The sequence below is a fragment of the Paenibacillus sp. FSL F4-0243 genome, from assembly GCF_037963295.1.
Lineage (GTDB): Bacteria > Bacillota > Bacilli > Paenibacillales > Paenibacillaceae > Paenibacillus_AQ.
The window spans coordinates 5428216-5443541 of the sequence record NZ_CP150151.1 but is presented as its reverse complement, the minus strand read 5'-3'; the positions used below and the strand labels follow the sequence as shown (position 1 = coordinate 5443541).

General features: G+C 44.4%; 14 protein-coding genes. 11 read left to right on the top strand and 3 right to left on the bottom strand.

Annotation, left to right across the window (positions count from 1 at the left end; all coding sequences use genetic code 11):
- Nucleotides 1–17: 17 nt before the first annotated feature.
- Nucleotides 18–869, bottom strand: coding sequence for a late competence protein ComER (gene comER, locus NSS87_RS24240; protein WP_339243254.1), 852 nt, complete (start codon nt 867–869; stop codon nt 18–20).
- 186 nt (nt 870–1055) lie between these two features.
- Here comER and NSS87_RS24235 point away from each other — a divergent pair, with 186 nt between their 5' ends.
- The 6 genes from NSS87_RS24235 (at nt 1056) to NSS87_RS24210 (ending at nt 8231) form a co-directional block, all read left to right on the top strand.
- Nucleotides 1056–1694 carry a helix-hairpin-helix domain-containing protein gene (locus NSS87_RS24235; RefSeq protein ID WP_339243252.1) on the top strand — a complete coding sequence of 213 codons (639 nt, stop codon included), beginning with the start codon at nt 1056–1058 and terminating at the stop codon, nt 1692–1694.
- 115 nt (nt 1695–1809) lie between these two features.
- The gene (locus tag NSS87_RS24230) at nt 1810–2328 is read left to right on the top strand and encodes a dCMP deaminase family protein (protein ID WP_042191041.1); all 519 of its coding nucleotides are present in this window, start codon (nt 1810–1812) and stop codon (nt 2326–2328) included.
- A 118-nt stretch (nt 2329–2446) separates the two neighbouring features.
- Nucleotides 2447–5125: a ComEC/Rec2 family competence protein gene (locus NSS87_RS24225; RefSeq protein ID WP_339243250.1), complete on the top strand. Its 2679-nt coding sequence runs from the start codon at nt 2447–2449 to the stop codon at nt 5123–5125.
- Nucleotides 5126–5486: 361 nt separating this feature from the next.
- Nucleotides 5487–6026 carry an RNA polymerase sigma factor gene (locus NSS87_RS24220; RefSeq protein WP_042191039.1) on the top strand — a complete coding sequence of 180 codons (540 nt, stop codon included), beginning with the start codon at nt 5487–5489 and terminating at the stop codon, nt 6024–6026.
- Nucleotides 6023–7141, top strand: a complete 1119-nt coding sequence (locus NSS87_RS24215; protein ID WP_339243249.1) for a hypothetical protein — start codon at nt 6023–6025, stop codon at nt 7139–7141. Before NSS87_RS24220 ends, NSS87_RS24215 begins: the two co-directional genes overlap by 4 nt.
- A 73-nt stretch (nt 7142–7214) precedes the next feature.
- Nucleotides 7215–8231, top strand: coding sequence for a LacI family DNA-binding transcriptional regulator (locus NSS87_RS24210; RefSeq protein ID WP_339243247.1), 1017 nt, complete (start codon nt 7215–7217; stop codon nt 8229–8231).
- Between the two features lie 400 nt (nt 8232–8631).
- On the opposite strand, the gene NSS87_RS24205 is transcribed toward NSS87_RS24210, so the two are convergent.
- On the bottom strand, nt 8632–9582 hold the full coding sequence (locus NSS87_RS24205; RefSeq protein ID WP_339243245.1) for a sugar kinase: 951 nt from the start codon (nt 9580–9582) through the stop codon (nt 8632–8634).
- A gap of 345 nt (nt 9583–9927) precedes the next feature.
- Here NSS87_RS24205 and NSS87_RS24200 point away from each other — a divergent pair, with 345 nt between their 5' ends.
- The 5 genes from NSS87_RS24200 (at nt 9928) to holA (ending at nt 14519) form a co-directional block, all read left to right on the top strand.
- Nucleotides 9928–10569: a bifunctional 2-keto-4-hydroxyglutarate aldolase/2-keto-3-deoxy-6-phosphogluconate aldolase gene (locus NSS87_RS24200; RefSeq protein WP_042130419.1), complete on the top strand. Its 642-nt coding sequence runs from the start codon at nt 9928–9930 to the stop codon at nt 10567–10569.
- Between the two features lie 235 nt (nt 10570–10804).
- Nucleotides 10805–11041, top strand: coding sequence for a hypothetical protein (locus NSS87_RS24195; protein WP_042191032.1), 237 nt, complete (start codon nt 10805–10807; stop codon nt 11039–11041).
- A 384-nt stretch (nt 11042–11425) separates the two neighbouring features.
- Nucleotides 11426–11974, top strand: a complete 549-nt coding sequence (locus tag NSS87_RS24190) for a sigma-70 family RNA polymerase sigma factor (protein ID WP_036677530.1) — start codon at nt 11426–11428, stop codon at nt 11972–11974.
- Entirely contained in the window at nt 11971–13221 is a 1251-nt protein-coding gene (locus NSS87_RS24185) for a zf-HC2 domain-containing protein (protein ID WP_339243242.1), read from the top strand. The genes NSS87_RS24190 and NSS87_RS24185 overlap by 4 nt, the downstream gene beginning before the upstream one ends.
- A 278-nt stretch (nt 13222–13499) precedes the next feature.
- Entirely contained in the window at nt 13500–14519 is a 1020-nt protein-coding gene (gene holA, locus NSS87_RS24180; RefSeq protein ID WP_339243241.1) for a DNA polymerase III subunit delta, read from the top strand.
- Between the two features lie 249 nt (nt 14520–14768).
- Here holA and rpsT read toward each other — a convergent pair whose 3' ends face one another.
- Nucleotides 14769–15041, bottom strand: a complete 273-nt coding sequence (rpsT, locus tag NSS87_RS24175) for a 30S ribosomal protein S20 (protein ID WP_042130412.1) — start codon at nt 15039–15041, stop codon at nt 14769–14771.
- Between the last annotated feature and the right edge of the window lie 285 nt (nt 15042–15326).

Genomic DNA, 15326 nt, shown 5'->3' with positions numbered 1-15326 from the left:
CTGCGGGCTTTGTTGTTCTAACGTTCTTTAGGACCCTGATTAATAGTGTCGTGGCCGAATAGCTCATCAAGCTTAATAACATCCTCATCATATTTATCATGCGTTGTCGTGATGAGGCGTTCAAATACACCATCTAGACTGGTACGTAAGTGGCTTAACGCTTCTGCAGTAATGCCACCGCGAACAGCGACCCGTTCTTGAAGCTCTTGCGGGGTAAACTCCCCTTCTGTCAGTAATTTGCCTGTTCCAAGCAGCATTTCACCAGCGAGTCGGCTGATTAATGTCTCTTTAATTCCAGTGGCCTCAACGGCTGCTTCTATCCAGCGCTCAATGAAATAGCTTAAGAACGCAGGTCCACAGCTGGAGAAATCAGAAGCGATTCGGGTATGTGCTTCTTGGATTTCTAAGGGAACACCTATGAAAGACAATAGCTGTAGCAGTACAAGCCTGTCTTCTTTATTAAGCCTGCTGCCAAATATGCACAGTGAAGTCCCACTCTTGACGCAGTGCGTAATGCTTGGGATGATCTTGGCAATTTTGGACGGCAAAGCGGATTCCAGATGATGCAATTGAACTGGACTTGTAATGGATACGACAATTTGCTCACTCCGGAGACATGAGCCGATCTCATCTGTTAATGTTTTAAATTCAAGTGGCTTTACGCATAAAAAAATGATATCACTTCCTAACGCTGTCTCCCTATTGCTTCCGCAAATGGAAATGCCGGGGTGACGCTTCTCAAGCTCCAGCAGCTTATTCAGGCTGCGGTTGCTGGCAAGCACATCACACGGTTCTAGCGCTCCGGAAGAAAGAAAGGCGTCGATCAGCAGGCTGCCCATGCTGCCTGTTCCGATAAATCCTACTTTCACCTGTGGTTCCTCCTTTCTAGCATTGCTTTTTACTAACTGACATGAATTCTCTTCGTTATATGTATGCAGGATAGCCTTGGACAAATGACAGGTTTTGTATGAATTATTAAAGGGAATTCCAATTAAAGGAATGTATGAAGATTCACAAAAAAGTATAGGACGAATTTTCGTGAGGGGGAGCGCATTTTGAATAAAGGGAATATAGTGCTCGGAGTGGTTGTAGCTCTACTGGGTGGTGGGTTGCTATGGTCTGCAGGGAGCAAGGGGGATTCCGGCATTGCCGGATGGGAAACCTTGAATGCAAGCATGGAACAGGCGATTGGAGTCGCTGAGCCAGGTGAAGCTTCGGCTACAGAGGGCAAAGTGGGAGGCCAGCAGACGAAGGTAGATAAGCAAAGTGCTGGGAAAGTTACAGTGGGAGCCGAAGCTATTGGGAAGACTGATGCTTCTGGAAAAACTGATAGTGCTGGAAAGGCTGAAGTTAGTGATAAGTCTGATGCTGCTCAGAAGTTGAAGGATACTGCACAAGTAGATCATACTGTCCCGACTCCAGTAGATGAAAAAGGGACAACAGTTACTGGAGAGAATGCTTTGGAGGCGCTTGAGGTTACCACGTCAGTCGCTTCGCAGGAAGGTAAAATAAATGTGAACACTGCGGGTGCTAAGGAGCTGATGGATCTTCCGGGCATCGGAGAGAAGAAGGCCCAGACTATAATCGAATACCGCAACCGTGAAGGGGCTTTTCGTAGTCTGTCAGATTTGGGGAAGGTGAAGGGGATCGGGCCCAAAATGCTGGAAAAGCTAAAGCCTTTAGTAATATTTTGAAGATAAAAGGGTATTGAAGGTACTGTTGAATGTGCTACAACCGTTGTCCTAGTGAATACTTGCGGGGTTGTGCTACAATAGTTAACAACTATTTAGAAGGATATGGAGATTGATTATGACTGCTGCTTATCGTAAAGACTGGGATACTTATTTCATGGACATTGCCTGCATGGTCTCAACTCGTTCACGCTGTAATCGCCGACATGTGGGTGCTGTGCTGGTACAAGGCAAGAAGTTGCTAGGAACAGCGTACAACGGGGCGCCAATGGGCGTACCTGATTGTTCAGAGGCAGGCTGTATGCTCTCGGAGCAATATGAAATGGAAATTGTGGATGGCGTAGAGACAATGGTGAAGAAACAGCGCTGTATCCGGACGATTCATGCGGAACAGAATCTATTGCTATTTACAGACCGAATCGATCGGGAAGGCAGTACCGTCTATGTGACAGATGAGCCTTGCTGGACCTGCGCTAATATGCTGGCGAACAGTGGTATCGTGGAAATCGTGTATTACCGACCTTACCGTAAGGATATGGAAAAGGTTGAAGCGATGATGGCTGCCAAGGGTATCATATTTCGTCAATTGGAGAACTATGAGCCGCCAAGTGAAACGATGATCAAAGTATCGGAATAGCTGATCTGTATAACACCAATTTAATAAGATGACTTGAGGAAGAACCTCTCGTGCGCTTTTATGGCGTATGTAGAGGTTCTTTTTTTTGTATCCAGTATTGTGAAAGGGGGATGGGCGCGTGAAGGAAAGACCCTTGTTAAGCTTTACAGTATGTTGGGTGGCTGGAAGCGCAGCGGCTTGCTTATGCTCAGGGAACGGACTGCTGTTAGCGTGGGTTGGATTAATACTTTTACTGGTGAGTCTGAGGGTGTGGGGAACGATGGGCTGGAAATACATAGCGGTGTTATGTTTTTCTATTTCTTTAGCAGCTGGATATTGGGAGTGGAGCGAAGCTCGCAATATTAGCGGAATACCTGAGGCGCTGGGTAGTACGATTGCAGAGCTGAATGGGAGTCCCGTGGAAGCTAGAGGCACGATCGTTTCCGTCGTGGAACGGGATGGGGATCGGGTTGATTTTATAATGAAGCTCTCACATATGAAGCTGCTTAAAGAGGGGGATGAAAAAGCATCTGATCCTGTGGAAGAGCAGGGTGGAAAAGTGGAGGGTGAGTTAATCTTGGTGCAGATCAAGCTTCTGGCCAAGCAAGAAATTGCTGTCGCTGCGGAGTGGCGAAGAGGGGATGAGGTGCTACTTAATGGCGTGCTGGAAGAGCCGGCAGTAGCGCGTAATTTTGGAGGCTTCGATTATCGTACCTATTTACATACGAAGAAGATTCATTGGCTATTGAAGGGGCAGGGAGCGGAAAATGTAAGGGTAACCGTGCCAGATTCATGGAGTCCGTTAACGATTCTTCGCTTAAATGACAGCGCGCGAACGGCCCTTGGTGCGGAGCTGGACCATCTTTTTCAAGGACGCCACTCTGGGTACATGAAGGGCTTAATCATTGGGATGCAGGATGATCTCGATCCGGATACTTTTAAGCAGTTCTCCCAGCTCGGTTTGACGCATATTCTCGCTATTTCAGGTATGCATGTAGCGGTGTATGTAGGCGTTCTTTTATTTCTGTTCAGACGCTTACGCCTGACAAAAGAGACCGCACTAACGCTCACTTTCTTACTCGTTCCGGTATACGTCCTCTTGTCTGGTGCGGGTCCGTCCATTGTGCGTGCGGGGCTGATGAGTATGATTGCCTTGCTCGCTGCAAGAGTTGGAATGTTGAAGGATGGACTGAATATTTTGGCGGCATCGGCACTGGTTATGTTGATCTGGAATCCTTATATGCTGCTCAGTGTCAGCTTCCAGTTGTCTTTTCTAGTGACCCTGGGTTTGATGGTCTACGTTCCGCTTATGAATCCTCTTTTGAGCATACTGCCACGCTGGCTTAAAGGTGCGGTCTCTGTGACGTTAGTGGCCCAATTAGTTTCTTTCCCGCTCACGATTTATTATTTTAATCAGTTTTCGCTACTGTCCTTTGTCGCCAATTTGGTCTTTGTACCTTTTATTACCTTTGTAGTATTGCCGCTAGGGACGCTTGCGCTACTGCTTGGACGACTGTGGGAAGATGCTGCAAACGTACTGGCGCATGTTACGGAGCTGCTGAATAACTTTACTTTCTACGCAGTGGAATGGATCAACAAATTTACCGGTGGAGTACTGATTTGGGGCTCGCCTTCACTGCTGTGGATCGGGGTGTACTATGATTTGTTGTATGGTCTGCTGTATGTTGCCAAGCTAGGAAAGGAAGCTCGTTCTGCACCTCAATATATGGAGGATGAGACGAGACCTTTAGCGGAGGCTGGTTTATCTGTGAACAGTCACGGCGGGTTTGGGAGAGTGGGGAATGCACAGCTTACTGTTGGTGCTTCTAAGGTTGGACGCTGGAGCGGAGCGATTGTTCTACTATTGGCGGTTGGGCTGGGGATGTTGCTGTATAGGGGTTATCAGTCGGATGGTCAAGCTGGTAGAGGTACAATTAGTTATCTGGATATTGGACAAGGCGACAGCATTCTCATCACTACACCGAGCGGAGCACATATTCTAGTGGACGGTGGTGGAACCTTAAACTTTGGTCAAAAAGAAGAGTGGCGCGTTCGCCGAAGTCCGTTCGAGGTTGGCGCTAAAGTGCTGGTGCCTCTGCTGAAAAAACGTGGTATCCACCGTTTAGATGCGATTATTTTGACACATGGAGATCAGGACCATGCCGGAGGACTCCAAGCCGTGTTGGAAGAAATTCCAGTTTCGGCGTTGCTTTTTAATGGAACGTTAGTTGATCGCGAGTTTTATATGGGGATGATGAGGACTGCACTAGAGAGGGATGTTCAGTTGTATGCTGTGCATCAAGGAATGACCCTTTCCCCGGATGATCAGACGGAGCTGTCCTTTTTATGGCCGGAGGGAAGGGATGGAGAAGCGTCGGGTACTCCTTATCAGAATGGCATTCCTCTACTGGAAGACCAGAACCACGATTCGGTAGCTTTTCGCTTAGAGATGAATGGTAGAAACTTTCTATTCACCGGAGATATGGATTTGGAAGCCGAGGAAGAGATTGTAGAGCAGGCTAAGAAAAAGGGGATCAGCACTGGACCTGTCATTGAGGTGCTGAAGGTGGCTCACCATGGGAGCAAGACATCCTCTGGCGAAGCTTGGCTTGACTTCTGGCAGCCTGCAGCAGCGGTGATTTCTGCGGGTGTCAATAATCTGTATGGTCACCCGAAAGCTGAGGTGTTGGAGCGATTGCGAGATAACCAAGCATCTATATTCCGGACGGATCAGCAGGGGGAGATACAGATGCGGGTGCGGGCGAAGGGAATTGAAGTGCGATATAAGTTGGTGGAGGCATTGCATTTTGTGCAATAGAACGCAATCCAAGATAGCTGGATCTTCATTTTGTTGCACTTTGTACACTCAAAATGAGGGAAAACGCCTATTTCTCTGAATTTTAATAGTATCTATTGCATGAAGTGCAACAGAATCTCTTTATGGGGTTGGAAAATCAAGTTCTATTGCACGAAATGCAATAGAAAGCTATTTACAGATATATTCAGCTCTCCAATCCGACTTGCGAGCACCACTGATGACGTTTAAGCGTTCATCGGTGGTGCTTTTTAATAGACAGATATAGAGATTATGCTGTTAAGTAATATATGACCTAATTATTTATTTTAAAGGGAACTTTTTCAAGTTTGGAAAGTCTTATTGGCAAGGGGTGAGACGAAACATGCTAAGCGAAGATATGCCATATGCAGAAGCGTATGCGTCCGAAATGACCTTGCGGGAAATGATGGAGGAGTATGGATCGGATGTGTGGAATTATGCTTTTTTCTTAACTAGAAGCCGTGAGCAAGCGAATGATATTAGCCAAGAAGTGTTTTTGAAGGCATATAAAAATGTGGGGAAGTACCGGGGACAATCGTCGATGAAAACTTGGCTACTCACGATTACTAGAAATACAGCCTTTAGTTGGAGTAAAAATAGCTTTTGGCGCAGATTCATACCATTTGGAGATCAACCTGTTACTGTAAATGCTCCGTCTGCGGAAAGAGAAGCGCTCGGAAATCAGTATGCGAACCGAATCTGGGAAATGATTATGAACCTACCAGATAAGAACAGAGAGGTGCTTGTACTGGATATTCAGCATGGACTATCGATTGCCGAAATGTCTGATTTGCTGAATATAGCTCAGGGGACTGTGAAATCTCGACTCGCGCGAGCGAGGGAGAAGGTTAAGCAAGCCATCCAGAAGGAGGAGAGAGAATGAGAGGCAAAGCTGATGACAGTAACCCGGTGATGATCGGACAGAATGATTGGTATGCGCAAGCAGGCAAAAAACCTTTTATTGAAGATGGCTTTACACCTGAGCTGATGATTCAGATCGAACAGGCTGCTACGCTTAAAAATAAAAATCACAGACGTTATCGAATAAACAAAAGTTTGCTACTGACCAGTGTGGCTATGATTTTGTTGATAGGTGCACTTAACTTGCCTATAGGTGCATGGAAGAGTCAGGGTCCAGTCCAATCTTCATCGGTGCAGTCACAAGCCGCAGCGATACTGCCTTCTTCTACTCCTGTTACTAATGACAAAGCGTCAGAGCCTCCGACAAGCCCAGCAGAGTTTGAGATTAGCGGTAAGAAATACTACATGCCTTTGCCAATGAGCAGAGATAAGACTAAAGCATATGCCGTGGAGACAACAGCGGGAATCCTTTGGTCGCCGCCACCCCCGATGGTTGACTACAAGAAGCCAAAGTACACACATCCTACAGAGCCGTTCACCCTTTACCTGAGCTCGAAGGACCAGACGGAGCTATCGGCTTCTTCGGCTACTAGGATATATACTTTTCCTCTTTATGCGGGAGGGGCAAGTACTTATCAATATTTGAGTGGGGTTTTTGAAGCGGGAGAATATGTCCTGTTAACTTCTTACAAAAAGACTCTTGGTGTAGGTATGTATGAGGATGGTGAATTTTCAATGCTTAATGTTAAAAAAGCAGCGGCAGGGGAAACTGTGGTACCGATCACGCTTAAATCCTTTGATGATACACTATTAGATTACAAGTCAATCATTGCTGTTGATAAGGAGCATGAGCAGCTCGTACTTAGTTACTTAGAATATGCAGGGGATAAAAAGTACAAAGAGAAAACCGTACTTTATGATATGGAGACCATGAGCATTCCAACATCTGCTATAGCAATTGGGTTTAAAGAGATTAAGGGAGAAACACTAATCATGGATTATAAAGTGGGCGGGGAACAACGTAAAGCGGATATTCTTATGAAAGCTGGATTGGGGTGGCTGGATGAGAATTGGGCTTTTTTATCGGAAGAGCAACAAAATAAGCTTTATATGGATTTTATGAACAATACTCCTTAGTAGATAATTCACCCAATAAAAGCTATACTTTTTGATAAAGTAATTTTCTTTTGAGAAGAGTGGAGCCGAAGTGATGAAGAAGTTAACGATTGATGATGTGGCTCAAAAAGCGGGAGTGTCGAAGAGTACGGTTTCCCAATTTTTGAACAAACGTTTTAAATATATGAGTGAAGCGACGAAAAACCGGATCGAGGCTGTGATTGAGGAGCTCAATTATCAACCGAATGGACTTGCGCGCAGTCTGAAACAGAATCGGACGCATATGGTCGGAATCATCGTTGCTAATATCGATTATTCGCTGTCTATTCAATGTATCCGGGCGATCGAGAACGAGCTGCAGCAACACGGAATCCAAGTAATCATATGCAATGCCGATGAGAATGCGGATAAAGAAAGCAAGTACGTCGAAACCTTAGTTGCCCGCCAGGTGGACGGTTTGATTATTTTTCCGACGGGGAACAATCCATCTGCATACAGCCGACTAATAGAGGCGGATTTTCCGTTAGTGTTTATGGATCGTCTGGTAGATGGAATCACTACGCAGAGTTTGCTGCTCGACAATGAAATGGCGGCCAAGATAGGTGTGGGACAGCTTACACAGCAAGGCCATGCGCGAATTGCTCTGGTCACCCTGCCGCTAGGGGAGCATGCGATTACCCCTCGTAAAGAGCGGATCAGTGGTTATAAAAAAGCAATGGAAGAAGCGGACCTAACGCTTCGTGAGGAGTATATTTGTAGTGTGCCAAAAGAAGAATTAGCTGCAGGACTGAAGCGCCTTTTAGCGTTGCCGGAACCTCCGACAGCGTTATTGGCTACGAACGATATCACGCTAGCGGAGATCCTGAAATATGCGAATCGAAATGCCATCGCTATTCCGGAACAATTGTCTGTCATCGGTATAGATGATGCGGAGTTCGCGCAAATTTATAATCCGGTCATTACAACAATTCGTCAGCCTGCTTACGAAATGGGCATGCAAGCCGCTAAGATTATACTCTCTTGTATCGAGGATAAAGGTGCTTCTGTTCCTATCACTTATCGTTTTCCGCCGACCTTGCAACAAGGACAGTCTGTGAAGTTATATAACTGACTACAAGCTATAGAAGCATAAAAAATGCCGTTCCACAGATCAACTGTGAGACGGCATTTTTTAATAATAAAACTCCAGAGCTGCTAGACTATAAGGCTGTAACGTTGTTGTTTCATCTTGTGGTTAATTGTACTTTCTGCAACTATTTTAGTTTGTGCTTCCTGGATTGAGAGTTTAATTGTATTTTGTGCAGTTATTTCTGCGGGAAATTGCTGACAGCGATGTTCACCTGGTTTTTAAATGTATAAAGTGCAATTAAAGCCGAGAAAAAACGATTTTGACTCGATATAGTTGTATAGAGTACAGCTATGTTGTGTAGATTTAGTTGTATTCAGCTATTTATGAGAATTACAGAAGTTTACTGAGATTATGTTGCGAAAGCTGACTCAAATCTATGTGCTTAAACCTCCTGCTGCATAAACTTCGCAAGCTCCTCACGGGTCGGAAGTCCATCCATATCGCCAGGCGACATAACGGCTAACGCACCGATCGCATTGCCACGTTTGACGGCCTCAACAATCGGAAGCTTTTCCAGCATCGCACTGATTACACCAACGGCAAACCCATCACCTGCACCTACGGTATCAACGACCTGCTCTACCTTAAACCCGTCTACATAATCTTCTCCTTCAGCGGATTTATAGTAAGCGCCTTCAGGCCCGAGCTTGATGACGACTAAGCTGACGCCACGCGCCAGATAATAGTCCGCAATCTCTTCTGGCGTACTTAGACCTGTAAGAATCTTGCCTTCACCGAGTCCTGGAAGGAACCAATCACAGCGTGTAGCCAGATCATTGATCGTCTTCACCATTGTTTCTGTATCCGGCCATAAGCTAGGGCGCAGATTTGGATCGAGAGAGACCGTCTTTCCTTGTCGCTTCATAAACTCCATAGCATGAACAGAGAATTCATGACAGCTCTTGGATAAGGCGGCGGAGATACTTGTTACGTGTAAATGTCCTGCAGCATTAAAGTATGCCTCGTCAAAATCAACCAGACTAAGCTTGGAGGCCGCGGAATTTTTGCGGAAGTATTCGACTTTAGGATCGCCTGTAACAACCTTTGATTTGATTAACATACCTGTTGAATTTTCTTTAGTAAAAGTAATGTTGGTGGTATCAATGTTCTCTTTCTTCATTGCTTGAGCAATGAAATGACCAAAGTTATCTTCGCCAAGCTTCGTAACATAACCTGTAGGATGATTTAAGCGCGATAAGCCTGTAGCAACATTGCTCTCGGCACCTGCCAACGCTTTGGAGAACGAAAATACTTCATGCAGGGGACCCGTTTCATTCGCATAAAACATCGCCATCGGCTCCCCGAAAGTGACGGCATCCAACTGTTTACTCATTTGAGTTCCTCCTAGGGTAATGAATTTATCCCAGTATAATGATGTATAATTTGAAATTATCACATAAATCGGTTTTGTACAATAAAATAATGATTTTTAATCCAAAATGTATTTTGGATAAAAGAAAATAAATGACTAATAATTCCTTATAAAACAAGAGTTTGTTGGTCATTTTGATAAATTAATATCTCTATAACCATAAAAATGTATTGACTGTTAACCGTATTGTTATTACTATCTGATTATAGATTATATCGTTTTAATTAGTAAATTTAATAAAAAAGTTTATCTAAATTAGTATTTCATATTCATCTATGATCGTACCAATAGAAAGGGAGTCTACTGATGAAGAAAATGAAAGTATTGCAGAATGTGGCGTCCGTTGGAGTTGTAGCCGTTATTCGTGCTGATAGTGCTGAGGAAGCTTTTAAAATGTCCGTTGCTTGTATCGAAGGCGGTTTGAATAATATTGAGGTAACTTTTACTACTCCGGATGCGGATGTGGCGATTAAACGATTGGTAGCGGAGTACGGAGATCGCGCAGTGATTGGAGCAGGAACTGTACTTGATCCATTAACGGCGAGAATAGCCATTCTTGCAGGCTCGGAATTTGTGGTCAGTCCCTCTTTTGAAGCAGAGACAGCTAAAATGTGTAATCTTTATGGTATTCCGTACATGCCTGGCTGCATGACATTAAATGAAATGAAGGAAGCATTGAAGTTTGGTGTGGATGTGCTGAAGCTGTTCCCTGGCAGTGCGTTTGGTCCGGATTATGTGAAAGCGGTTAAAGGCCCTATGCCGCATGTGAACATTATGCCAACAGGTGGCGTGGATCTGAATAATATGGAAAAATGGATTGCCAACGGCTGTATAGCAGTAGGTATCGGGGGTAATTTGACTGCACCTGCGAAGGATGGTCGATACGATCAGATTACCGATCTTGCAGCTCAGTATGTGGCAAAATTTAAAGAGGTAAAAGGTATATAATTCTGTTTTTCTTAATTCGAATAGATAGATTTATTGAAGGTTGTATAGCTGACGCATGTCAGCCGTACAACCTTTTTTATATACATATTTTCAGACATTCAGATTTTCTTACATTATATGTATTCATAAAGTATAGAATGAGGACAAAGGCAATAAACTATAAAGTAGAAGAGTTATGATGATTGACTGACGTCTACGAATTGGAATGGTTTATTATCGGACCGGGAGTGAGTATATGCCTGCTTATCATGATAAAAAGCTGTATCTTGCAGCTGATGAAGAGGATGCGGAATACGTAGAAATTGCGTCGGCATTCCATGGTTGTAAGGTGACGGAAGGCCAGATCTATAGATTAGAGAGGAATTACAATAACCCTCATATTTTTGAGAATGGAGAGGCGTATGTTGTGGATGATGAAACTAGGGACAACTACGCAGTGTTCATGCTCTGCAAGATTGTGTTATATAAATAGAATTATGTGCTCGATACTAAGGTTATTTCTTGTTTACTGACGGCTTCTTTTCCGACAGGAGGATAAGCCGTTTCTTTTGGAAATGGAGGATATTTCTTACCTAAACGCTTGCCGGCCTTATTGGGATGCCGAAGGCGTTTATACTTGTGTCATTTTTGTTATAAAGTTATTCAAAAGAGTATTTGAATGATTGAAGTTTCCCCTGTATGCTTAGTAGGAATTATTGGCTGCGAAATGCTATGAAATGTGCGATAGCGCTTTATAAAAGATGGCTTAACATGACGTTCTAAGAAAAGTTTGGTATTCTAAAAATATTAATTACAGGGTTGCAACAAATTCGCAGTCTTGCGCGTCAGTAAGATTGCATAGAGAGGGGGAACCTTCGTGGTGGAGCAGGGACTCATCAGAGCCGCTCAAGCGGGCGATCGCGACGCTCTAATCACCCTATTGCGAGAAATTGAAGGGCATGTATATAAAACCGCCTTCTACATTTTGCATAATGAACAAGATGCGCTGGATGCATCTCAGGAGGCCTTGATCCGGGTTTATACCAAAATCGGTTCATATGAGGAAAAGGCCCAGTTCAAAACGTGGGTTCAGCGAATCGTTACCAATATTTGCATTGATAAATTCAGAAGAACTAAACCTACAGTTTCTATTGATGAGCATGAAATGGTGTTTCAGGATAAACACAATGTGGAACGTGAGGTTCTATCCTCTTATTTAGCTGAGGATATACGTGAAGCGATTGATCAATTGCCCGAGCATCATCGGACGGTCATCGTCCTGCGCTATTTACAAGATTTTTCTTACAACGAGATTGCAGACTGCCTGGATTTGCCTTTGAATACAGTGAAATCATATCTGTTTAGGGCCAGACAGCAGCTGCAGAATAGACTTCAGGAGTACCAGAAAGGTGGTGTATCGGGATGAAATGCGCGGAGGTGATGGAATGGATGCACCGCTATATAGACCAAGACTTGAGCCAAGATGAGATTGTTGAGATGTTCCGTCATATCGATAATTGTCCTTCCTGCGCGGAAGTCTTTGAGCGGCTGACACTTCTCTCCAAAGAATTGGAGCAGTTGCCAGACGTGAAACCCCCGTTTAGTCTGGTTGACTCTATTTTACCTCAGCTTGCAGAATTGGATCGAAGCAGCCGTGAACAAAGCGCTGTGAGAACCGAGGAACCAGTTGTAGTTCCATTTTCACGTGAAAGCTCCCGCGGTAAACCTTCCAAGGGAACCTCTATAGCAGCACGGACAGGCATTGGAGCTATCGCAGCTGCCGTAATATTAGGGATCGCTATTTTTAATATGCCGGATAAAATGCCTGGGGCAGAGGTAGAACAAATGATGCAGGATAGTAGTAAAGCGACCAGCGATAGTGCTAATAATATGGCTATTGATTCGCAAACCTCTACTTCTGCTGAATCATATGAGGCTGCGCCTGCTAATAGCGGAACGGATTCGGGGGCTCTACCAGCTGCTCCTGATGTGAATGAGGATAACGCTGCATTAGATAGAGCGATGGGGCCGGTAGACCCTGCGTCGATGCCGACTTCTCCAACAGAAACTAATGCTGGATCTGGAGGACGGTCGATACCAGAACCAACAAATAATGTGAAGCCCAATCCTACGGAGAAGATTATGACGCCGAAGCCGGATACTGTAACGAAAGTTCAAACTCCGGATACTAGTGCTGGCGGTAATAATCAGTCCAAAGCTGATAAGAAGGATCAACCTGCTTCTATAGATAAAGGGATCGCAGCTGATTCAGCGCCACCTACGGAGGAATCATTAAAGACTTCTGATGACTTCGGAATGGGCGTTATGGGTTTTAACATTTCTAATGATTCTAATGATTCTAATGTACAGACTTGGACTTCCCCTGATGGGCATTATGCCGTTGAGTTTGCTGGATTACAGCTTGTTATTTATAAGAATTCACCCGAAGGTTCAGTGGAAGATAGGATAGCAGTGACTTCTTATCCATTAGAAGGAAATTGGATTTCTGGAGAATGGTCGGCGGATAGCTCGCAGTTCACGTATGTGACGGAGAAGGATGGTGTGAATACCACTAAGGTGTACACTGTACAGGAAGCAACAGCTTCTTCAACGCCGGTTACATCACCTGGGGCGACACCATCGAAGACTCCATCTTCAACGTCAACAAATTAAATTGAGGCTGGAACATTTTTCGAAGTTTCAGAATATACTATAGCAACCGGACAGGAACTAGAAAGTATAGGATTTGAAGAACATCGGTATGACCGTCGGATGGGAAGTTTCTAGGGCTTCTCACTCCGGCGTTTATATAGATGCGCCGCTTAAACGGAGGGGCTTTGGCCATGGCTGCCAGAGTTTCTCCGTTTTTGCATGTGCATTTATGTCGTTTTTTTTGCTACAATAGGAATCTGGGTAAATTGGGCTAGATGAATGGAAAAGGAAGTGGCGGAATGGATGCCAAAACGGCGATAAAAGAAATCAAACAAGGGAAAATCTCACCGCTGTACCTTTTGTACGGCAGTGAAAAATTTCGAATGAATGAATTCGCGGCAATGCTGGAAGACCAGCTGATTGCCAAAGAGGATCGCGATTTTGCGGTTATTCCCTTTGATCTCTCTGAGACGCCGGTGCAGGCTGTGGTAGAAGAAGCTGAGACTGTACCTTTTATGGTAGAACGTAAATTATTGCTGGTGCGGGACGCATCGTTATTTACAGCGGGAAAAGAAAATGCCAAAATTGAGCATCGTATAGATATTTTAAGTGATTATTTGCAGCATCCTGTAGATTTCAGTGTGATCGTCTTTATGGTGAATAGTGACAAGCTGGACGAGCGTAAGAAAATTGTGAAGACTGTTAAAACGGCGGGTACGGTATTAGCTTTCAACCCGCTAGGGGCAGAAGAACTGCTGCGCTGGGTAGAGAAAGGGATTCGTGAGCGGGGTTGTACGATGGCACCTGGCACCGCAGAGATTCTTATCACTAATGCTGGGACAGGTTTGCAGGGCTTATCCGCGGAAATGGACAAGCTATGTTTGTTCGCTGGTAAGGGCGGAACCGTAGACGCAGAAGCAGTAGAGAGTCTGGTGCATCGCGGAACGGAACAAAATGTGTTTACGCTTGTAGAGGATATCGCTAATCTGCGTCTAGATAAGGCGCTTGATACGCTGTATGAGCTGTTGAAGCAGCGAGAAGAACCCATTAAGATTGCTGCGCTGGTTGCGCGGCAGTTCCGAATTATTTTACAGGTGAAGGATTTATCAGCACATAGTTATTCGCAAGGTCAGATTGCCTCTCAGATTGGACTTCATCCTTATGCAGTAAAGCTTGCAGGGGAGCAGGCCCACAAGTTCTCAAGTGAACGTCTGCGGCAAATTTTAAGTGCACTAGCTGATCTGGATTATAAGATGAAGACAGGAGCTATAGATAAAGTGCTTGGTCTGGAGTTGTTTATGTTGCGGCTAGGTACTTGAACTAAGCAGTGGAAAAAGTATATGGAGATGATCCATCTATGAAAAATGCCTAATCGGAATGAAAGTAACTTATTCAAAAGAGAAAAGTTGATCGTTTAAGAAAACTACCTTTCTAAGGTGGTTTTTTTTTCATTCAACTAACGTCTAAAGGAAACTATTACTTATATTTATAGAATAGTAGGCACAAAAAAACCCAACCGTATGAAACATAGCGGTCAGGTTCTTCAATTGCTCATTATGAATGTCGTCTTAGGCTTGAGCCTTAAGAGCGTTCAATTTCTTCGCCAAGCGGGATTTTTTGCGGGCAGCCGCATTTTTATGAACCAGACCTTTAGTTACGGCCTTGTCCAGCTTTTTGGAAGCAGCTTGGAAAGCAGCTTGAGCAGTTTCAACTTCCGTACCTGTCAGTGCTACATCAGCAGTTTTCACAGCTGTACGAAGCGCGGATTTTTGGGAAGCGTTCAGTGCACGGCGTTTTTCGTTCGTGTTTACGCGTTTAACCGCGGATTTAATATTTGGCATTGCATTCACCTCCTGTAAGACATTCGAAATCATTATCAAATGATTCACAACTTAAAATAGTTTAGCATGACCGGTAGTAAAAAGCAATACTTAAAGCTTTCAAATTAAACCATTTTAACCTGCATAAACAAGGGCTTTCTCTCGCACACTATCGACAAAAGAGCATAGGCAGAAGCTTGCAATTTGAGTTTTTGTTAGAAGTAACTCAAAGAAGTGTCTACTCACAAAACTAAGGATCGCTTCCGATGTGAGTTTTGTCCGAAGTAATTCAATGGAGCGATACTA